This is a genomic window from Streptomyces canus (assembly GCF_041435015.1).
GTDB classification, from domain to species: domain Bacteria; phylum Actinomycetota; class Actinomycetes; order Streptomycetales; family Streptomycetaceae; genus Streptomyces; species Streptomyces canus_G.
This window is the reverse complement of the sequence record NZ_CP107989.1, coordinates 3046615-3068608: the sequence shown is the minus strand read 5'-3', so window position 1 is coordinate 3068608 and position 21994 is coordinate 3046615. Positions and strand designations below refer to the sequence as shown.

Genomic DNA, 21994 nt, shown 5'->3' with positions numbered 1-21994 from the left:
ATCAAACGGACCCGGCACTGCTTGAACCCCCGAGCAGGCAGTGCCGGGCTCCGCATTTGTCACCACTTGTCGCGTCCCCCTAGGGCAGACCCCACCTTGAGCAACGAGTAGCGTGTTACCCATGGCTCCGACCTCCACTCCGCAGACCCCCTTCGGGCGGGTCCTCACCGCCATGGTCACGCCGTTCACGGCGGACGGCGCACTCGACCTCGACGGCGCACAGCGGCTCGCCACCCACCTGGTGGACGCAGGCAACGACGGCCTGATCATCAACGGCACCACCGGCGAGTCCCCCACCACCAGTGACGCGGAGAAATCGGACCTGGTACGAGCCGTACTGGAGGCGGTCGGCGACCGCGCCCACGTCGTCGCCGGTGTCGGCACCAACGACACCCACCACAGCATCGAGCTGGCGCGGGCCGCCGAGAAGGTGGGCGCGCACGGCCTCCTGATCGTGACGCCGTACTACAACAAGCCCCCGCAGGAGGGCCTGTACCGGCACTTCAAGGCCGTCGCCGACGCCGCCGAGCTGCCCGTCATGCTCTACGACATCCCGGGCCGCAGCGGTGTCCCGATCAGCACGGAGACGCTGGTCCGGCTCGCCGAGCACCCACGGATCGTCGCGAACAAGGACGCCAAGGGCGACCTCGGCCGCGCCAGCTGGGCCATCGCCCGCTCCGGCCTCGCCTGGTACTCCGGCGACGACATGCTGAACCTCCCGCTGCTCTCCGTCGGCGCGGTCGGCTTCGTCTCGGTCGTCGGCCATGTGGTCACCCCGGACCTGCGCGCCCTGGTCGAGGCGTTCGTCTCCGGCGACGTACAGAAGGCCACCGAGATCCACCAGAAGCTGCTCCCCGTGTACACCGGCATGTTCCGCACCCAGGGCGTGATGACGACCAAGGCCGCGCTCGCCCTCCAGGGCCTGCCCGCCGGGCCTCTGCGCGCCCCCATGGTGGAGCTTTCCACCGACGAGATCGAGCAGCTCAAGATCGATCTTGCTGCCGGCGGGGTACAGCTCTAGCACCAGACTTCGCGCGCCCGGCGCGCAACCGGACTCAACAACTGAATACGCGGGCCACCGGTGCCCGCACCACAACGACAACTGCTACACGCACGAACGTCACGCACGCCATGTGCCCCACCGGTACGTGGCGTGTGTGGTGAGGAGAGTCTTTTGAGTCATCCGCATCCTGAACTGGCCCCGCCCCCGCCGCTTGCCGAAGGCGCCCTGCGGGTCACCCCACTCGGCGGTCTCGGCGAGATCGGCCGAAACATGACGGTCTTCGAATACGGCGGCCGCCTGCTGATCGTCGACTGCGGGGTGCTCTTCCCGGAGGAGGAGCAACCCGGAATCGACCTGATCCTGCCGGACTTCTCGTCCGTCAGGGACCGCCTCGACGACATCGAGGGCATCGTCCTCACGCATGGCCACGAGGACCACATCGGTGGTGTCCCGTTCCTCCTCCGCGAGAAGCCGGACATCCCCCTGATCGGCTCCAAGCTGACCCTCGCGCTCATCGAGGCCAAGCTCCAGGAGCACCGCATCTGCCCCTACACCCTCGAGGTGGCGGAAGGACACCGCGAGCGCATCGGGCCCTTCGACTGCGAGTTCGTCGCGGTCAACCACTCCATCCCCGACGCCCTGGCGGTCGCCATCCGTACGCCCGCCGGCATGGTGGTCCACACGGGCGACTTCAAGATGGACCAGCTCCCGCTGGACGGCCGTCTCACGGACCTGCACGCGTTCGCCCGGTTGAGCGAGGAAGGCATCGACCTCCTTCTCTCCGACTCCACGAACGCCGAGGTGCCGGGCTTCGTCCCGCCCGAGAAGGACATCTCGAACGTCCTGCGGCAGGTCTTCGGCAACGCCCGCAAGCGGATCATCGTGGCGAGCTTCGCCAGCCACATCCACCGCATCCAGCAGATCCTGGACGCGGCCCACGAGTACGGCCGCCGGGTCGCCTTCGTCGGCCGCTCGATGGTCCGCAACATGGGCATCGCGCGCGACCTCGGCTATCTGAAGGTCCCCCCGGGCCTGGTGGTCGACGTCAAGACGCTCGACGACCTCCCGGACCACGAGGTGGTCCTGGTCTGCACGGGCTCCCAGGGCGAACCGATGGCAGCCCTGTCCCGCATGGCCAACCGGGACCACCAGATCCGGATCGTCAACGGCGACACGGTGATTCTCGCGTCCTCGCTGATCCCCGGGAACGAGAACGCGGTCTACCGCGTGATCAACGGTCTGACCCGGTGGGGCGCCAACGTCGTCCACAAGGGCAACGCCAAGGTGCATGTCTCGGGCCACGCGTCCGCGGGCGAGCTCCTGTACTTCTACAACATCTGCCGGCCGAAGAACCTGATGCCGGTCCACGGCGAATGGCGGCACCTGCGCGCCAACGCCGAGTTGGGCGCCCTCACCGGCGTCCCGCACGACCGGATCGTCATCGCCGAGGACGGTGTGGTCGTCGACCTCGTAGAGGGCAAGGCGAAGATCTCGGGCAAGGTCCAGGCGGGATACGTCTACGTCGACGGCCTCTCGGTCGGCGATGTCGGCGAGCCGGCCCTCAAGGACCGCAAGATCCTCGGGGACGAGGGCATCATCTCGGTCTTCCTGGTGGTGGACTCGTCCACCGGCAAGATCACGGGTGGCCCGCACATCCAGGCCCGCGGCTCCGGCATCGACGACTCGGCGTTCAGCGACGTGATCCCGAGGATCACCGAGGTTCTGGAGCGCTCGGCGCAGGACGGCGTGGTCGAAACCCACCAGCTGCAACAGCTGGTGCGGCGGACCCTGGGCAAGTGGGTCTCCGACACCTATCGCCGCAGGCCGATGATCCTGCCTGTGGTGGTGGAGGTCTGACGGATCGTCGGACACTCGTCCGAGTGAACCAGGAGCGGGGCGCCTCGATTTGCATCGAGGCGCCCCGCTCCAGTACGTTTACGGCTCCGCCCGAGGGGGAACCCGGCAGCTTCGTGCTCCGGAGCCAGCCTCCAGGGGGCGGGAATTCCGACTCAGAACTTCTGATAAAGTCGGAGCCGCCGGAAAGGGAAACGCGAGAGCGGGAACCTGGAAAGCACCGAGGAAATCGGAACCGGAAACGGTCTGATAGAGTCGGAAACGCAAGACCGAAGGGAAAAGCCCGGAGGAAAGCCCGAGAGGGTGAGTACAAAGGAAGCGTCCGTTCCTTGAGAACTCAACAGCGTGCCAAAAATCAACGCCAGATATGTTGATACCCCGTCTCCAGCATCTGCTGGGGCGAGGTTCCTTTGAAGAAAACACAGCGAGGACGCTGTGAGCGACCGCCTTATTCCGGTGGTCGCTCCGCTCTCGTGATGTGTGCACCCGATTACGGGTAAACATTCACGGAGAGTTTGATCCTGGCTCAGGACGAACGCTGGCGGCGTGCTTAACACATGCAAGTCGAACGATGAACCACTTCGGTGGGGATTAGTGGCGAACGGGTGAGTAACACGTGGGCAATCTGCCCTTCACTCTGGGACAAGCCCTGGAAACGGGGTCTAATACCGGATACCACTACCGCAGGCATCTGTGGTGGTTGAAAGCTCCGGCGGTGAAGGATGAGCCCGCGGCCTATCAGCTTGTTGGTGAGGTAATGGCTCACCAAGGCGACGACGGGTAGCCGGCCTGAGAGGGCGACCGGCCACACTGGGACTGAGACACGGCCCAGACTCCTACGGGAGGCAGCAGTGGGGAATATTGCACAATGGGCGAAAGCCTGATGCAGCGACGCCGCGTGAGGGATGACGGCCTTCGGGTTGTAAACCTCTTTCAGCAGGGAAGAAGCGAAAGTGACGGTACCTGCAGAAGAAGCGCCGGCTAACTACGTGCCAGCAGCCGCGGTAATACGTAGGGCGCAAGCGTTGTCCGGAATTATTGGGCGTAAAGAGCTCGTAGGCGGCTTGTCACGTCGGGTGTGAAAGCCCGGGGCTTAACCCCGGGTCTGCATTCGATACGGGCTAGCTAGAGTGTGGTAGGGGAGATCGGAATTCCTGGTGTAGCGGTGAAATGCGCAGATATCAGGAGGAACACCGGTGGCGAAGGCGGATCTCTGGGCCATTACTGACGCTGAGGAGCGAAAGCGTGGGGAGCGAACAGGATTAGATACCCTGGTAGTCCACGCCGTAAACGGTGGGAACTAGGTGTTGGCGACATTCCACGTCGTCGGTGCCGCAGCTAACGCATTAAGTTCCCCGCCTGGGGAGTACGGCCGCAAGGCTAAAACTCAAAGGAATTGACGGGGGCCCGCACAAGCAGCGGAGCATGTGGCTTAATTCGACGCAACGCGAAGAACCTTACCAAGGCTTGACATACGCCGGAAAGCATCAGAGATGGTGCCCCCCTTGTGGTCGGTGTACAGGTGGTGCATGGCTGTCGTCAGCTCGTGTCGTGAGATGTTGGGTTAAGTCCCGCAACGAGCGCAACCCTTGTTCTGTGTTGCCAGCATGCCCTTCGGGGTGATGGGGACTCACAGGAGACCGCCGGGGTCAACTCGGAGGAAGGTGGGGACGACGTCAAGTCATCATGCCCCTTATGTCTTGGGCTGCACACGTGCTACAATGGCAGGTACAATGAGCTGCGATACCGTGAGGTGGAGCGAATCTCAAAAAGCCTGTCTCAGTTCGGATTGGGGTCTGCAACTCGACCCCATGAAGTCGGAGTTGCTAGTAATCGCAGATCAGCATTGCTGCGGTGAATACGTTCCCGGGCCTTGTACACACCGCCCGTCACGTCACGAAAGTCGGTAACACCCGAAGCCGGTGGCCCAACCCCTTGTGGGAGGGAGCTGTCGAAGGTGGGACTGGCGATTGGGACGAAGTCGTAACAAGGTAGCCGTACCGGAAGGTGCGGCTGGATCACCTCCTTTCTAAGGAGCATCTAGGCTGCCGGGCTTGCCCGGTGGTCCAGGGCCATTACGTCGGCACACGTTCGACGGTGGTTGCTCATGGGTGGAACGTTGATTATTCGGCACACTTGATCGTCTTCTCCTTCCAGTACTGCTCTTCGGAGCGTGGAACGTTGAGGGAAGCGGAAAGTGGCCGGGCACGCTGTTGGGTGTCTGAGGGAATGAACCCCCTCGATGCCGGCCCCAGTGAACTCGGAGTGAAGCTCCGGGGTGATGGGTGGCTGGTCGTTGTTTGAGAACTGCACAGTGGACGCGAGCATCTGTGGCCAAGTTTTTAAGGGCGCACGGTGGATGCCTTGGCACCAGGAACCGATGAAGGACGTGGGAGGCCACGATAGTCCCCGGGGAGTCGTCAACCAGGCTTTGATCCGGGGGTTTCCGAATGGGGAAACCCGGCAGTCGTCATGGGCTGTCACCCATACCTGAACACATAGGGTATGTGGAGGGAACGCGGGGAAGTGAAACATCTCAGTACCCGCAGGAAGAGAAAACAACCGTGATTCCGGGAGTAGTGGCGAGCGAAACCGGATGAGGCCAAACCGTATGCGTGTGAGACCCGGCAGGGGTTGCGCATTCGGGGTTGTGGGATCTCTCTTCTGTCGTCTGCCGGCGACAGGACGAGTCAGAAACCGTTGATGTAGGCGAAGGACATGCGAAAGGTCCGGCGTAGAGGGTAAGACCCCCGTAGTCGAAACATCAGCGGCTCGTTTGAGAGACACCCAAGTAGCACGGGGCCCGAGAAATCCCGTGTGAATCTGGCGGGACCACCCGCTAAGCCTAAATATTCCCTGGTGACCGATAGCGGATAGTACCGTGAGGGAATGGTGAAAAGTACCGCGGGAGCGGAGTGAAATAGTACCTGAAACCGTGTGCCTACAAGCCGTGGGAGCGTCGGACATCAAGCTTGCTTGGTGTCTCGTGACTGCGTGCCTTTTGAAGAATGAGCCTGCGAGTTTGCGGTGTGTTGCGAGGTTAACCCGAGTGGGGTAGCCGTAGCGAAAGCGAGTCCTAATAGGGCGTTTGAGTAGCACGCTCAAGACCCGAAGCGGAGTGATCTAGCCATGGGCAGGTTGAAGCGGAGGTAAGACTTCGTGGAGGACCGAACCCACCAGGGTTGAAAACCTGGGGGATGACCTGTGGTTAGGGGTGAAAGGCCAATCAAACTCCGTGATAGCTGGTTCTCCCCGAAATGCATTTAGGTGCAGCGTCGTGTGTTTCTTGCCGGAGGTAGAGCACTGGATAGGCGATGGGCCCTACCGGGTTACTGACCTTAGCCAAACTCCGAATGCCGGTAAGTGAGAGCACGGCAGTGAGACTGTGGGGGATAAGCTCCATGGTCGAGAGGGAAACAGCCCAGAGCATCGACTAAGGCCCCTAAGCGTACGCTAAGTGGGAAAGGATGTGGAGTCGCAGAGACAACCAGGAGGTTGGCTTAGAAGCAGCCACCCTTGAAAGAGTGCGTAATAGCTCACTGGTCTAGTGATTCCGCGCCGACAATGTAGCGGGGCTCAAGCGTACCGCCGAAGTCGTGTCATTGCGATATATACCCCCAACGGGGATCGTGATGGGTAGGGGAGCGTCGTGTGCCGGGTGAAGCCGCGCCGGAAGGCAGTGGTGGACGGTTCACGAGTGAGAATGCAGGCATGAGTAGCGATACACACGTGGGAAACGTGTGCGCCGATTGACTAAGGGTTCCTGGGTCAAGCTGATCTGCCCAGGGTAAGTCGGGACCTAAGGCGAGGCCGACAGGCGTAGTCGATGGATAACCGGTTGATATTCCGGTACCCGCTGTGAAGCGTCAAACACCGAACCTATTGATGCTAAGGCCGTGAAGCCGTTCCGGACCCTTCGGGGAATGGAAAGTGGTGGAGCCGCCGAACCAAGGTGGTAGTAGGTGAGTGATGGGGTGACGCAGGAAGGTAGTCCAGCCCGGGCGGTGGTTGTCCCGGGGTAAGGGTGTAGGACGTCAGGTAGGTAAATCCGCCTGGCAATAGTCTGAGACCTGATGCCGAGCCGATTGTGGTGAAGTGGATGATCCTATGCTGTCGAGAAAAGCCTCTAGCGAGTTTCATGGCGGCCCGTACCCTAAACCGACTCAGGTGGTCAGGTAGAGAATACCGAGGCGTTCGGGTGAACTATGGTTAAGGAACTCGGCAAAATGCCCCCGTAACTTCGGGAGAAGGGGGGCCATCACTGGTGAGAGGACTTGCTCCTCGAGCTGGGGGTGGCCGCAGAGACCAGCGAGAAGCGACTGTTTACTAAAAACACAGGTCCGTGCGAAGCCGTAAGGCGATGTATACGGACTGACGCCTGCCCGGTGCTGGAACGTTAAGGGGACCGGTTAGTCACATTTCGGTGTGGCGAAGCTGAGAACTTAAGCGCCAGTAAACGGCGGTGGTAACTATAACCATCCTAAGGTAGCGAAATTCCTTGTCGGGTAAGTTCCGACCTGCACGAATGGCGTAACGACTTCTCGACTGTCTCAACCATAGGCCCGGTGAAATTGCACTACGAGTAAAGATGCTCGTTTCGCGCAGCAGGACGGAAAGACCCCGGGACCTTTACTACAGTTTGATATTGGTGTTCGGTTCGGCTTGTGTAGGATAGCTGGGAGACTGTGAAGCTTGGACGCCAGTTCAGGTGGAGTCGTCGTTGAAATACCAGTCTGGTCGTGCTGGATGTCTAACCTGGGTCCGTGATCCGGATCAGGGACAGTGTCTGATGGGTAGTTTAACTGGGGCGGTTGCCTCCTAAAGAGTAACGGAGGCGCCCAAAGGTTCCCTCAGCCTGGTTGGCAATCAGGTGTTGAGTGTAAGTGCACAAGGGAGCTTGACTGTGAGACCGACGGGTCGAGCAGGGACGAAAGTCGGGACTAGTGATCCGGCGGTGGCTTGTGGAAGCGCCGTCGCTCAACGGATAAAAGGTACCCCGGGGATAACAGGCTGATCTTCCCCAAGAGTCCATATCGACGGGATGGTTTGGCACCTCGATGTCGGCTCGTCGCATCCTGGGGCTGGAGTCGGTCCCAAGGGTTGGGCTGTTCGCCCATTAAAGCGGTACGCGAGCTGGGTTTAGAACGTCGTGAGACAGTTCGGTCCCTATCCGCTGCGCGCGCAGGAATATTGAGAAGGGCTGTCCCTAGTACGAGAGGACCGGGACGGACGAACCTCTGGTGTGCCAGTTGTTCTGCCAAGGGCATGGCTGGTTGGCTACGTTCGGGAGGGATAACCGCTGAAAGCATCTAAGCGGGAAGCCTGCTTCGAGATGAGTATTCCCACCCCCTTGAGGGGTTAAGGCTCCCAGTAGACGACTGGGTTGATAGGCCGGATCTGGAAGCCCAGTAATGGGTGGAGGTGACCGGTACTAATAGGCCGAGGGCTTGTCCATATTTGCTCGCGTCCACTGTGTTAGTTCTGAGGCAACGACCGTGTCGTTTTTCCGGTCTAACTTCATAGTGTTTCGGTGGTCATAGCGTGAGGGAAACGCCCGGTTACATTCCGAACCCGGAAGCTAAGCCTTACAGCGCCGATGGTACTGCAGGGGGGACCCTGTGGGAGAGTAGGACACCGCCGAACAATTATTCAAAGGGTTGGATCCTGAACTTCGGTTCGGGGTCCAACCCTTTTTTGTTGTGCGTCACTTGAAGTTCACGTTGCGCAACCACCATCCGAGGCATGGGTACTGCTGCAATGCTCAGGGCCGCCGGCGTCGGAGTCGGTGACGAGGTCGTCGTGCCGGCCTTCGGGAACGTCGAGGTTGCCGAGGCGGTGACACTCGCGGGTGCGCTCCTGGTGTTCGCGGACATACATCCGGTCAGTTACTGCCTTGACGCCTCCGCTGTCGAAGCGGCGGTAACTCCGCGGACGGCGGCCGTCGTTGTCGTACACCGATTCGGGCGACCTGCCGACATGGCGCGGCTGCTCGCGCTCGGGCAGCGGCACGGGCTGCTGGTGCTGCAGGAGGGCGAGTCCGAGGCGCCGTACGACGAGATCGCTCAACGTCGGGAGCGGGCCTGCTACCTCGATGGGAAGTTGCGCGGGGTGCGCACGCCCGATGGCGGGGACGGGCACACCTATCAGCAGTACGTGGTGCGGGTGCCCGGTAACGGGCGGCCGGACCGGGACGCGTTCGCTCGCGCCCTGCGGGGCAAGGGGGTTGACTGCCGGGTGCCGGTGAAGACGCCCGTGCACCGGTTGCCCGAGTTCCGGCGTTGTGTGTCGCTGCCGGAGACCGAGCGGGCGGCCGACGAGACGCTCGCGCTGCCGGTGGACGCTTCGCTGACCAAGCGGGACATGCAGCGGGTCGTGGCCGCGTGCAATGCGCTGGGGGGACTGCTTCAGCCTGCTTTCTGAGCGAGTTGGGAGCACCGGGCTGTTCGGGGTATGATCTATTTCGTTGCCGCGAGGGAAACCTCGAAAAGGCGACAGGCCCCCTTAGCTCAGTCGGCAGAGCGTCTCCATGGTAAGGAGAAGGTCAACGGTTCGATTCCGTTAGGGGGCTCCAGCCAAAAGGCCCCGCCCGATTGGGCGGGGCCTTTGTCGTGTTCTCTCTCAGTCCGTGTGCAGGCCCGGGACGCGCATCGCCAGGATCGCCATGTCGTCGGACGGGGCGTCGGAGGCGAAGCGCTCGACCGCGCGCATGATGCGGGCCGCGACCGCGCCGGCCGTCAGGCCCGTGCAGGTGGTGAGGACGTCGGCGAGACCGTCGTCGCCCAGCATGCGGGTGCCTTCGCGGCGCTCGGTGACGCCGTCCGTGACGCAGAGGAGGACGTCGCCCGGGTCGAGGGTGACCGTCTGCTCGTAGAGCTCCAGGTCCTCCATGACACCGAGAAGCGGCTGGGGTTCGGCAGCCGGTTCGACGGTGCCGTCCTGGCGCAGGCGGAGCGGGAGGGGGTGGCCGGCGCAGACGACCTTCAGTCGGGCGCTGCCGTCCTCCTGCGGCCACAGCTCGCCGTAGAGGAGGGTCAGGAAGCGACTGCGGGCGCCCTCGTCGAGGATCGCGGAGTTCAGTCGCTCCAGGACCGCCGGGCCGCTGAGGCCCTCGCGAGCGAGCAGCCTGAGGGCGTGCCGGGCGAGGCCCGTGACCGCCGCCGCGTTCGGACCCGTACCGCAGACATCGCCGATGGCGAACCCGTAGGCGCCGTCGCTGATGGGGAAGACGTCGTAGAAGTCGCCACCGACCTCATTGCCTTCTCCGGCCGCACGGTAGATGACCTCGACCTCCACGCCGTCGATCTCGGGGAGCTCGGGCGGTAGGAGGCTGCGCTGGAGGGACTGACTGATGGCGGTGCGCTCGGAGTAGAGGCGGGCGTTGTCCAGGGCGAGGGCGGCCCGGCGGGACAAGTCCTCGGCCAGTTCCAGGATTTCCTGGCGGAAGTGTTCGTCCGCGGGCTTGCCGAGGGTCAGCATGCCGATGACGCGGTTGCGGGCGACCAGCGGGAGGACGACGGTCTCGCCGCCCACCGCGGAGGCTGTGGCGAGCGTGGGACCGATTCCGGAGGCGATCTGGTGGGTGGGGCCGCCGCTGAGTCCGAGGCTGCGCATGGAGCTGCGCAGAGCCGCTTGGTGTGCTGCCTCGCCGGGGGCCGACCAGACGCGGGCCCCGGGGGTGGGTACCGGGTCCGGGGGCTGGATCTTGGACAGCAACGACTTGATGCCGTCGATGAGTTCCTCGTCCTCGTGGAGGACGTACGACAGATAGGGATCCGAGGCCTGGTCGGCGATCGTGTAGACGGCGCACCAGGTGGCCAGGGTGGGGACGGTCATCTGGGCCATGAGCGCCAGGGTCTGGTCGCGGTCCAGGGTGCCGGCGAGGAGGTCGGAGGCCTCGACGAGGAAGCTCAGGGAGCCGCGGCGCAGGCGTTCGAGTTCACCCAGGCGCGCAGACTCGACTGCCAACGCGATGCGGTCGGCGGCGAATTGGAGGCGGAGGGCCTCTTCGTTCGAGTATCTGCCGGGGCCTTCGGCGGCCACACCGAGGGAGCCGGTGAGGCGGCCCTCGACCTTCAGCGGGACCGTGACCACCGAGCGCATGCCCGTGCCGTTCAGGAGCGGTACGGCGCCGGGTACGGCCGAGAGGTCGTCGTGGACGGCCGGCATGCGGGCGGAGCCGTAGCGGCCGGGGCCTGCCTCGACGGGCACGCGCGCGAAGCGCTGGCGGGCGGAGGGCAGGCCGGTGGAGGCGCGGACCTCCAGCTCGGTCTCGTCGTCGGTCGCGAGGAGCAGGAAGGCGGAGTCGCCGTCGAGCATGTCGCGCGCACGTTCGACGGTGCGCTGGAGGAGGCCGTCGAGGTCGTCCGGGGCCGGGGAGCCGATGAACACCTCGAAGGGGTCGGTGCTCTGGCCGTCGGATGAGGTGTTCGTGTCGGAGGCGGGCACCCGCAACGGGGTCTGCAGGACGGCGCGTTCGTGGTCGCGCACCAGGAGGCAGACCGTGGAGGGTTCGCCGCCGGTGTCACGGACGCGCAGGTGGGAGGCGTACACAGAAGTGACGCGACCGTTGGCCGCCCTGATGCCGTAGCTGCCCTCCCAGCGCGAGAGCTGGAGGGCCTCGGCGATTCCGGTGCTGGTGCCCGGGGTGTGCGGCCAGGCCGCGATATCGGTCAGGGGCTTGCCGATGACCTGTTCGGCGGCGTAGCCGAAGAGTTCCTCGGCGTCCTCGTTCCACGAGCTGATGGCGCACGCACGGTCGATTTGGACGACGGCGACGCGGACGCGGCCGTCCGCCAGCGGGAGGAGGTCCGCGGGCAGGGACGGACCTGCCGTGCGGGTGCCCACCGTGCGTTCGGGCAGATCGAGCTGGAACCACACCTGCTTGTGAGTGGGCGTGTACTCGACGCCCCACCGGCCGGCGAGCGCGGCGCAGAGCTGGAGGCCGCGGCCGCCCTCGCGGTCCAGGTTGCCCATGTTGACGGCCTGACCCTGGAGGGGGATCTCGCGCTCGGGGTAGTGGTCGCCCACCTCGATCCGCACACCGTCGTCACTGCGCAGGCACAGAACGTCCGCGGCGGTGCCCGCGTGCACCACGGCATTGGTGACGAGTTCGCTGGTGAGGACCACCGCGTCGTCGACGATGTCGGCGAAGCCCCATCCCTGGAGGGTGTCGCGGACAAAGGAGCGGGCGGTCGCTACCGATCGACCGACAGGCTCGAAGCTGGCGGCCGCGCGCGCGGTGATCACAGAACTCCTCGGCCGGTTGTCGACGTGCAGGGCTGCCTGGCCGACCGGCTCGTGCCGCTGCTGCGGCAGGCCGCCCGTCGGCCGGGGGTCCGGGGTCTGTCCCCCGGGGACCAGTCCGGTGGTCATGTGTGCGGCCGCCCTCCGATGCCCGCTCGTGCTCGTGCCACCGTCCAGGCCGGACGGACCGGCTCGGCTGGACAGCCGCATGCAAGGTTACTTACCTTCGACGGCCATGCGGATGCCGGTCTGCAGTGTTTCCGTCCGGAGGGTGTGCGGACGATGTGCGAAGCTGCCGAACTGTTATGGCCGGGTTCAACCAGGGTGAAACACTGGGCAGGCTCCTGAAGAAGGTTCGGGCAGGCCGAGTGGCTTACGTGTACGGCGGGCAGCAGCCCGTGGTGCGGCTTTGTGTGCCCGGTTGAAATAACGCTGTAGTAAGCAGAAGCACGCGGCAGCCACCGGTGCGCCGCGCAGTAGCACCTGAGCACAGCAGTAACGGTCGACCCCTGCGGGAGGGACACAGTGGAGTCTGGCGCAGCGACGCGGGGCACTAAAACGCGCGCGAAAGGCGGACAGTCCCCGAGCAACCAGCGCAAACCACGCAATGGGACCACCGCGGTGGACACGGCGGCCCTGAACCGGCTGCTGGCGGCACTGGTCTCGATGCGGGACGGGAACTTCCGCAAGCGGCTCACGGTGTCCGGCGACGGCGTGATGTCGGAGATCGCCGCGGTCTTCAACGAGGTGGCCGACCGCAATCTCCATCTGACAGGTGAGCTGTCGCGGGTGCGGCGCATGGTGGGCCGTGAGGGCAAGCTCACGGAAAGGCTGGAAACAGGCGCCTGTGAGGGCTCCTGGGCGTCCGCCATCGATGCCTCCAACGCGCTCGTGGACGATCTCGTACGGCCCGTCTCCGAGGTCGGCCGGGTGCTGTCCGCGGTGGCGGAGGGTGATCTGTCACCCCGTATGGAACTCAGGACGCAGGCGCCGGACGGGACGGGGCATCCGCTGCGCGGGGAGTTCCTGAAGGTCGGGCGGACGGTGAACAACCTTGTCGATCAGCTGTCGACGTTCACCGACGAGGTCACCCGGGTGGCCAGCGAGGTCGGCACCGAGGGCAAGCTCGGCGGACAGGCACGCGTGCGTGGCATGTCGGGTTCGTGGAAGGACCTGACCGAGTCCGTCAACACGATGGCGTACCGGCTGACGGCCCAGGTGCGGGACATCGCCCTGGTGACCACGGCGGTCGCCAAGGGTGATCTGTCCCGGAAGGTCACGGTTCACGTGGCCGGCGAGATGCTGGAGCTGAAGAACACCGTCAACACGATGGTGGACCAGCTCTCCTCCTTCTCCTCCGAGGTGACCCGTGTCGCGCGCGAGGTGGGCGTCGAGGGCGAGCTCGGCGGCCAGGCGCAGGTGCCGGGTGTGGCCGGGGTGTGGAAGGACCTCACCGATTCGGTGAACCTCATGGCCGGCAATCTGACGGCCCAGGTGCGCGGGATCGCCCAGGTGACCACGGCGGTCGCCAGCGGTGACCTGTCGCAGAAGGTGACGGTCTCCGCACGCGGTGAGGTCGCGCAGCTGGCCGACACGATCAACCAGATGACCGAGACGCTGCGGATCTTCGCGGACGAGGTCACCCGCGTGGCCAACGAGGTCGGTGCCGAGGGACAGCTCGGCGGGCAGGCGAACGTGCCGGGTGCGGCGGGAACGTGGAAGGACCTCACCGATTCGGTGAACACGGTCTTCCGGAACCTCACCACACAGGTGCGGGACATCGCCGCGGTGACGACGGCGGTGGCCAACGGTGACCTGTCGCAGAAGGTCACCGTCGACGTGGCCGGCGAGATGCTGGAACTCAAGAACACCGTCAACGGGATGGTGGACCAGCTGTCCGCGTTCGGTGCCGAGGTCACGCGCGTGGCGCGCGAGATCGGTGTCGAGGGTGAGCTGGGCGGCCAGGCGCAGGTGCCCGGGGCCGCCGGTACCTGGAAGGATCTCACCGACTCCGTCAACACGGCGTTCAGGAATCTCACCGGACAGGTGAGGAACATCGCCCAGGTGACCACGGCGGTGGCCAACGGTGACCTGTCGCAGAAGGTCACCGTCGACGTCTCCGGCGAGATGCTCCAGCTGAAGAACACCGTGAACACGATGGTGGACCAGCTGTCGGCCTTCGCCGACCAGGTGACGAGGATGGCCCGGGACGTGGGCACCGAGGGACGGCTGGGAGGTCAGGCCGTGGTGCCGGGGGTGTCCGGTACCTGGAAGGAGCTCACCGACTCCGTCAACTTCATGGGAGGCAACCTCACCTCTCAGGTGCGGCAGATCGCTCAGGTGACGACCGCGGTGGCGCGGGGTGACCTGTCGCAGAAGATCGACGTGGACGCGCGCGGCGAGATCCTGGAGCTGAAGAACACCATCAACACGATGGTCGACCAGCTGTCCGCCTTCGCCGACCAGGTGACGCGGGTGGCCCGTGAGGTGGGCACCGAAGGACGCCTCGGAGGCCAGGCGCAGGTGCCCGGCGTCGCCGGTGTCTGGCGCGACCTCACCGACTCCGTGAACGGAATGGCAGGAAACCTTACTGCCCAGGTGCGCAACATCGCCCAGGTGGCCACCGCGGTGGCGCGGGGTGACCTGTCGCAGAAGATCGACGTCGATGCGCGCGGCGAGATCCTGGAGCTGAAGAACACCCTCAACACGATGGTCGACCAGCTCTCCAGCTTCGCCGACCAGGTGACGCGGGTGGCCCGTGAGGTGGGCACCGAGGGCATCCTCGGAGGGCAGGCTGAGGTCCAGGGTGTCTCCGGCACCTGGAAGGACCTCACGCAGTCGGTGAACTTCATGGCGAACAACCTGACGATCCAGGTGCGCAACATCGCCGAGGTCACGACCGCGGTCGCCAAGGGTGACCTCTCGAAGAAGATCACCGTCGACGCCAAGGGCGAGATCCTCGAGCTCGTCACCACCGTCAACACGATGGTCGACCAGCTGTCGTCCTTCGCCGAGCAGGTGACCCGGGTGGCCCGGGAGGTGGGCACCGAGGGCCAGCTGGGCGGTCAGGCGCGGGTTCCGGGTGTCACGGGGATCTGGAAGGACCTCAGCGACAACGTGAACCTGATGGCCAACAACCTGACCATGCAGGTGCGCAACATCTCCCAGGTCGCGAACGCGGTCGCCAACGGTGACCTCACGCGGACGGTGACGATCGAGGCGCGCGGCGAGGTCGCGCAGCTCGCCGACACCTTCAACACCATGGTGAAGACCCTGAGTTCGTTCGCCGACCAGGTCACCAAGGTGGCCCGCGAGGTGGGCACGGACGGCATCCTGGGCGGTCAGGCGCGGGTGCCCGGTGTGGCCGGCACCTGGAAGGACCTCACCGAGTCCGTGAACCAGATGGCGTCCAACCTGACCGGTCAGGTGCGGAACATCGCCATGGTGACCACGGCCATCGCCAAGGGCGACCTGACGAAGAAGATCGACATCGACGCCCGCGGTGAGATCCTCGAACTCAAGACCACCATCAACACCATGGTCGACCAGCTGTCCTCCTTCGCCGAGGAGGTCACCCGAGTCGCCCGCGAGGTGGGCACCGAGGGCCAGCTCGGCGGCCAGGCACGCGTGCGTGACGTCGACGGCACCTGGCGCGACCTCACCGAGTCCGTGAACGAAATGGCAGGAAACCTTACCCGGCAGGTGCGAGCCATCGCGCGCGTGGCGACCGCGGTGACCCGAGGCGACCTGAACCTGAAGATCGACGTGGACGCGTCCGGCGAGATCCAGGAACTTCAGGACTACATCAACAAGATGATCGCCAACCTGCGCGACACCACGATCGCCAACAAGGAGCAGGACTGGCTCAAGGGCAACCTGGCCCGTATCTCGGCGCTCATGCAGGGTCGCCGGGACCTCGAGGACGTGGCCTCGCTGATCATGAGCGAGCTGACGCCGGTGGTGACCGCGCAGCACGGCGCGTTCTTCGTGGCGATGCCGCTCCTGGACGGCAAGGACATGAGCGCCGAGGCCGAGGAGCAGTACGAGCTGCGGATGCTCGGGTCGTACGGCTATTCGATGGGCTCGATGCCGACGTCGTTCCGGCCGGGTGAGGCGCTCATCGGGACGGCCGCAGAGGAGAAGCGCACGATCCTGGTGGAGAACGCGCCCAGCGGATACCTGAAGATCTCCTCCGGACTGGGAGAGGCGCCGCCCGCGCAAGTGATCGTCCTCCCGGTGCTGTTCGAGGGCAAGGTGCTCGGTGTCATCGAGCTGGCCTCCTTCACACCCTTTACGCAGATCCAGAAGGACTTCCTCAACCAGATCGCCGAGATGATCGCGACCAGCGTCAACACCATCTCCGTCAACACCAAGACGGAGGTACTGCTGAAGCAGTCGCAGGAGCTGACCGAGCAGCTCAGGGAGCGGTCGGCCGAGTTGGAGAACCGGCAGAAGGCCCTCCAGGCGTCCAACGCCGAACTGGAGGAGAAGGCCGAACTGCTGGCCCAGCAGAACCGCGACATCGAGGTCAAGAACACCGAGATCGAGGAGGCGCGGCAGGTCCTGGAGGAGCGTGCCGAACAGCTCGCCGTATCCATGCGGTACAAGAGCGAGTTCCTGGCCAACATGTCGCACGAGCTGCGCACCCCGCTCAACTCGCTGCTGATCCTCGCCAAGCTGCTCGCCGACAACGCGGACTCCAACCTCACCCCGAAGCAGGTCGAGTTCGCCGAGACCATCCACGGGGCCGGCTCCGACCTGCTGCAGCTGATCAACGACATCCTCGACCTGTCGAAGGTCGAGGCGGGCAAGATGGACGTGTCCCCGACACGCATCGCGCTCGTGCAGCTCGTGGACTACGTGGAGGCCACCTTCCGGCCGCTGACCGCGGAGAAGGGCCTGGACCTGTCCGTACGGGTCTCGCCCGAGCTGCCCGCCACGCTGCACACCGATGAACAGCGGCTGCTCCAGGTGTTGCGCAACCTGCTGTCCAACGCGGTGAAGTTCACCGACTCCGGAGCCGTCGAGCTGGTCATCCGGCCCGCCGGGCGGGACGTACCCGTGGCGATCCGGGAGCAACTGCTCGAGGCCGGTTCCCTGCGCGACCCGGGCGCCGACCTGATCGCGTTCTCGGTGACCGACACCGGGATCGGCATCGCGGCCAGCAAGATGCGGGTGATCTTCGAGGCCTTCAAGCAGGCTGACGGTACGACCAGCCGCAAGTACGGCGGCACCGGCCTCGGGCTGTCGATCTCACGAGAGATCGCGCAACTGCTCGGCGGCGAGATCCACGCGCAGAGCGAGCCCGGTCGCGGATCGACGTTCACGCTGTATTTGCCGCTGCACCCCAGCGAACTGCCGCCGCAGGGCTACCAGCAGTCCATGCCCGCCCTGGAGGCCGGCGATCTGGTCGCGTCCACGTCGGAGCACGGGCGGACCGGGGCCGAGGTCGAGACGCCGGCCGAGGTGAAGTCGTACCAGGAGACACAGAACGGCGCCGCGGCGCTCTTCCGGCGCCGTCGCAGGACCGCGCCCGCCCTCGAACAGCGGATCGGACAGCCGGACCAGTGGTCGGCCGTGGAGCACCAGGCCGCGCCGCAGCCACGCCGGGGCATCCGGTTCGGCGGGGAGAAGGTGCTGATCGTCGACGACGACATCCGTAACGTCTTCGCGCTCACCAGCGTCCTCGAGCAGCACGGACTGTCCGTGCTCTACGCGGAGAACGGCCGTGAGGGTATCGAGGTGCTGGAGCAGCACGAGGATGTGGCGGTCGTCCTGATGGACATCATGATGCCCGAGATGGACGGGTACGCGACGACCAATGCGATCCGCAGGATGCCGCAGTTCGCCGGGCTCCCGATCATCGCGTTGACCGCCAAGGCGATGAAGGGCGACCGCGAGAAGGCGATCGAGTCGGGCGCCTCCGATTACGTGACCAAGCCGGTCGATCCCGATCATCTGCTGTCGGTGATGGAGCAGTGGATGCGGGGGGAGTGATGGGAATCAGCGGAGTTCACGCGGAGTTGCTGACTGAGTGTGCCCGACGCCGTGTAGAAGTACGGGATTCGGGGAACCTTCTGGTCTCCCGCTACGTTTCTGCTACGTGCACAGTGACATCACGGTGACAGGGTGTGGCGACAGACAGGGTGCGGCTACGATGACCGGCACAAGGACGGGCGGCGAAAGGGAGTCGTCCCCAGCGGCGGCGCCCGGTGCACATCCGGGGCGAGGAGGGCGGGCCATGGTGCAGAAGGCCAAGATCCTCCTGGTCGATGACCGGCCGGAGAATCTGCTCGCGCTGGAGGCCATCCTCTCCGCGCTCGATCAGACACTGGTGCGGGCATCGTCCGGGGAGGAAGCACTCAAGGCACTGCTCACGGACGACTTCGCGGTGATTCTGCTGGACGTCCAGATGCCGGGCATGGACGGTTTCGAGACCGCGGCGCACATCAAACGGCGGGAGCGGACCCGGGACATCCCGATCATCTTCCTCACCGCGATCAACCACGGCCCGCACCACACGTTCCGGGGGTATGCCGCCGGGGCGGTGGACTACATCTCCAAGCCGTTCGACCCGTGGGTGCTGCGTGCGAAGGTCTCGGTCTTCGTCGAGCTCTATATGAAGAACTGCCAGCTGCGGGAGCAGGCGGCGCTGCTGCGGCTCCAGTTGGAGGGCGGCGGAGGCAAGGCGGCGGTTGGGGACGCGAAGGAGCCGGCGGGTCTGCTCGCCGAGCTGTCCGCGCGTCTGGCCGCGGTCGAGGAGCAGGCCGAGGCGCTCTCCAAGCAACTGGACGACGAGTCCGCGGACGCGGCAGCGGTGGCCACCGCTGCCCATCTCGAACGCAAACTCACGGGGTTGCGGCGGGCGCTGGACGCGCTGGAGCCCGGCACCGGGAGTTCGCCGTCGGTGCCTTCGCAGAACTGACGCTCGTAGAAGGACCTCTTGAGCCCGCGTCAGTTCGACACCTCTCCACGAGCGACACGAACGGGTGAAGCAGTGGGCACACGTGTCCGCGGTCGTCTCCACCGGTAACCTCGCACCTATGGCCTCACGTCCCTCCGCAGCCAAGAAGCAGCCCGCCAAGAAGGCTGCCGCTCCCGCGCAGGGTCCGGCGAGGAAGGCTGCGGCGAAGAAAGCACCGGCAAAAAAGGCGCCCGCCAAGAAGGCCGCGGTGAAGAAGGCCGCGCCGCCGAAGCCGGCGCCCAGCCCGACCGGGGGCGTCTACCGTCTCGTCCGGGCCGTCTGGCTCGGCCTGGCCCATGCCGTGGGCGCGGTGTTCCGCGGGATAGGGCAGGGCGCGAAGAACCTCGACCCCGCGCACCGGAAGGACGGCGTGGCGCTTCTGCTGCTCGGCCTCGGCCTGATCGTCGCCGCCGGTACCTGGTCGAACCTGCGTGGCCCGGTGGGCGACCTCGTCGAGATCATCGTGACCGGCGCCTTCGGCCGGCTCGACCTGCTCGTGCCGATACTGCTCGCGGTCATCGCCGTGCGGTTCATCCGGCACCCCGAGAAGCCCGAGGCCAACGGCCGCATCGTGATCGGCCTGTCGGCGCTCGTCATCGGCGTGCTCGGGCAGGTCCACATCGCCTGCGGCGCGCCCGCCCGCAGCGACGGCATGCAGGCGATAAGGGACGCGGGCGGCCTCATCGGCTGGGGAGCGGCGACCCCGCTGACGTACACCATGGGCGAGGTCCTCGCCGTACCGCTGCTCGTCCTGCTGACGGTCTTCGGGCTGCTCGTCGTCACCGCCACGCCGGTCAACGCCATCCCGCGGCGGCTGCGGGAGCTCGGTGTGCGGCTCGGGATCCTGCCCGACCCGGCGGAGGACGAGCTCGGCGAGGACGACGAGCGCTACGACGAGCAGTGGCGCGAGGCGCTGCCCGCACGCGGTCGCAGGCGAGGTCCCGCGCCCGAGTCGTACGACCCCGACGGAGCGGAGCAGGAGGCCCTCTCGCAGCGCCGTGGACGGCCCAGGCGCTCCGCGGTGCCGCAGCCCGCGATGGACCGGCGGATGGACGCCGTGGACATCGCTGCGGCCGCGGCCGCGGATCTGGACGGCGTCGTCATGCACGGCCTGCCGCCCTCGGCGCTGGTAGCCGACCTCACCCAGGGCGTCAGCGTGGGCGACCGGGTGGAGACGACACCGGTACCCACCCCCGTCCCGGCCGCGCGGCCCAAGCAGGACGCGCGGCCGAAGCAGGAGAAGCTCAAGGTCGAGGTCGCCGACCTCACCAAGCCCGCTCCCGAGGCCTCCGGCGAACTGCCCCCGCGCGCGGAGCAGCTCCATCTGTCCGGCGACATCACCTACGCGCTGCCCTCACTCGACCTCCTGGAGCGCGGCGGCCCCGGCAAGGCGCGCAGCGCGGCCAACGACGCCATAGTCGCCTCGCTGACGACCGTCTTCACGGAGTTCAAGGTCGACGCCGCCGTCACCGGTTTCACGCGCGGGCCGACGGTCACGCGCTACGAGGTCGAGCTCGGCCCCGCCGTGAAGGTCGAGCGGATCACCGCGCTGGCCAAGAACATCGCGTACGCCGTCGCCAGCCCGGATGTGCGGATCATCAGCCCGATTCCCGGCAAGTCGGCGGTCGGCATCGAGATCCCGAACACCGACCGCGAGATGGTCAACCTCGGCGACGTGCTGCGGCTCGCGGCGGCCGCCGAGGACGAGCACCCCATGCTCGTCGCGCTCGGCAAGGACGTCGAGGGCGGCTATGTGATGGCCAACCTCGCGAAGATGCCGCACGTGCTGGTTGCCGGAGCCACCGGTTCCGGTAAGTCGTCGTGCATTAACTGCTTGATCACTTCCATCATGGTCCGCGCGACCCCCGAGGACGTGCGCATGGTCCTCGTCGACCCCAAACGTGTGGAGCTGACGGCCTACGAGGGCATCCCGCACCTGATCACGCCGATCATCACCAACCCGAAGCGGGCCGCCGAGGCGCTCCAGTGGGTCGTACGGGAGATGGACCTTCGGTACGACGACCTGGCGGCGTACGGCTTCCGGCACATCGACGATTTCAACGAAGCCATCAGGAACGGCAAGGTCAAGCTGCCCGAGGGCAGCGAGCGTGAGCTCCAGCCCTACCCGTACCTGCTGGTCATCGTCGACGAGCTCGCCGACCTCATGATGGTCGCACCGCGGGACGTCGAGGACGCGATCGTGCGGATCACGCAGCTCGCACGCGCGGCCGGCATCCACCTGGTGCTCGCCACGCAGCGGCCGTCGGTGGACGTCGTCACCGGTCTGATCAAGGCGAACGTGCCCTCACGGCTCGCCTTCGCCACCTCCTCGCTCGCCGACTCCCGGGTCATCCTCGACCAGCCCGGCGCCGAGAAGCTGATCGGCAAGGGCGACGGGCTCTTCCTGCCGATGGGGGCCAACAAGCCCACCCGTATGCAGGGCGCCTTCGTGACCGAGGACGAGGTCGCGGCGATCGTCCAGCACTGCAAGGACCAGATGGCGCCGGTCTTCCGGGACGACGTCGTCGTGGGCACCAAGCAGAAGAAGGAGATCGACGAGGAGATCGGCGACGACCTCGACCTGCTGTGCCAGGCGGCCGAGCTGGTCGTCTCCACACAGTTCGGGTCGACGTCCATGCTCCAGCGCAAGCTGCGGGTCGGGTTCGCGAAAGCGGGGCGTCTGATGGACCTCATGGAGTCCCGGGGCATCGTCGGGCCGAGCGAGGGATCCAAGGCTCGTGACGTTCTTGTGAAGGCTGACGAGTTGGACGGAGTGCTCGCGGTGATCCGCGGGGAGGCTTAAAGGGAGTCCCGGAGCGGGTGCGGCCACCGATGTTCGATCGTGACTCACCCGTAAGGGATCATTGAGCAACCGTTTCCCTTCGGCGTACGTCAAGTTGAGGGAAGCGAAAAGCTGCTGCTCCACCATC

General features: G+C 65.6%; 7 protein-coding genes, 1 tRNA gene and 3 rRNA genes. 10 read left to right on the top strand and 1 reads right to left on the bottom strand.

What is annotated here, in order from left to right; translation table 11 throughout:
- Positions 1–121: 121 nt before the first annotated feature.
- The 7 genes from dapA (at position 122) to OG841_RS13525 (ending at position 9428) form a co-directional block, all read left to right on the top strand.
- Positions 122–1021: a 4-hydroxy-tetrahydrodipicolinate synthase gene (dapA, locus tag OG841_RS13555; RefSeq protein ID WP_307079123.1), complete on the top strand. Its 900-nt coding sequence runs from the start codon at positions 122–124 to the stop codon at positions 1019–1021.
- Positions 1022–1174: 153 nt separating this feature from the next.
- A complete protein-coding gene (locus OG841_RS13550) occupies positions 1175–2860 on the top strand; it encodes a ribonuclease J (RefSeq protein ID WP_371565381.1) in 1686 nt (561 codons plus the stop codon).
- Between the two features lie 500 nt (positions 2861–3360).
- A 16S ribosomal RNA gene (locus tag OG841_RS13545) occupies positions 3361–4886 on the top strand.
- Between the two features lie 303 nt (positions 4887–5189).
- Positions 5190–8312 (top strand): 23S ribosomal RNA (locus OG841_RS13540).
- 71 nt (positions 8313–8383) lie between these two features.
- Positions 8384–8500 (top strand): 5S ribosomal RNA (gene rrf, locus OG841_RS13535).
- Together the 16S, 23S and 5S rRNA genes form the textbook arrangement of a ribosomal RNA operon.
- 114 nt (positions 8501–8614) lie before the next feature.
- A complete protein-coding gene (locus tag OG841_RS13530; RefSeq protein ID WP_328643674.1) occupies positions 8615–9277 on the top strand; it encodes a DegT/DnrJ/EryC1/StrS family aminotransferase in 663 nt (220 codons plus the stop codon).
- 75 nt (positions 9278–9352) lie between these two features.
- Positions 9353–9428 (top strand) — tRNA-Thr (locus OG841_RS13525).
- A gap of 47 nt (positions 9429–9475) precedes the next feature.
- On the opposite strand, the gene OG841_RS13520 is transcribed toward OG841_RS13525, so the two are convergent.
- Positions 9476–12229, bottom strand: a complete 2754-nt coding sequence (locus OG841_RS13520; protein WP_328641246.1) for a SpoIIE family protein phosphatase — start codon at positions 12227–12229, stop codon at positions 9476–9478.
- A gap of 396 nt (positions 12230–12625) precedes the next feature.
- Here OG841_RS13520 and OG841_RS13515 point away from each other — a divergent pair, with 396 nt between their 5' ends.
- The 3 genes from OG841_RS13515 (at position 12626) to OG841_RS13505 (ending at position 21867) form a co-directional block, all read left to right on the top strand.
- Positions 12626–18097: a HAMP domain-containing protein gene (locus tag OG841_RS13515; RefSeq protein WP_328641247.1), complete on the top strand. Its 5472-nt coding sequence runs from the start codon at positions 12626–12628 to the stop codon at positions 18095–18097.
- Between the two features lie 244 nt (positions 18098–18341).
- Positions 18342–19025, top strand: a complete 684-nt coding sequence (locus OG841_RS13510; protein ID WP_328641248.1) for a response regulator — start codon at positions 18342–18344, stop codon at positions 19023–19025.
- A gap of 118 nt (positions 19026–19143) precedes the next feature.
- Positions 19144–21867: a DNA translocase FtsK gene (locus tag OG841_RS13505; protein WP_328641249.1), complete on the top strand. Its 2724-nt coding sequence runs from the start codon at positions 19144–19146 to the stop codon at positions 21865–21867.
- Positions 21868–21994: the final 127 nt, after the last annotated feature.

Bases quoted from the DNA above. Each gene is read 5' to 3' on its own strand.
- dapA (WP_307079123.1), top strand. From the start codon at position 122: ATGGCTCCGACCTCCACTCCGCAGACCCCCTTCGGGCGGGTCCTCACC.
- OG841_RS13505 (WP_328641249.1), top strand. From the start codon at position 19,144: ATGGCCTCACGTCCCTCCGCAGCCAAGAAGCAGCCCGCCAAGAAGGCT.
- OG841_RS13510 (WP_328641248.1), top strand. From the start codon at position 18,342: ATGGTGCAGAAGGCCAAGATCCTCCTGGTCGATGACCGGCCGGAGAAT.
- OG841_RS13520 (WP_328641246.1), bottom strand. From the start codon at position 12,229: ATGACCACCGGACTGGTCCCCGGGGGACAGACCCCGGACCCCCGGCCG.
- OG841_RS13530 (WP_328643674.1), top strand. From the start codon at position 8,615: ATGCTCAGGGCCGCCGGCGTCGGAGTCGGTGACGAGGTCGTCGTGCCG.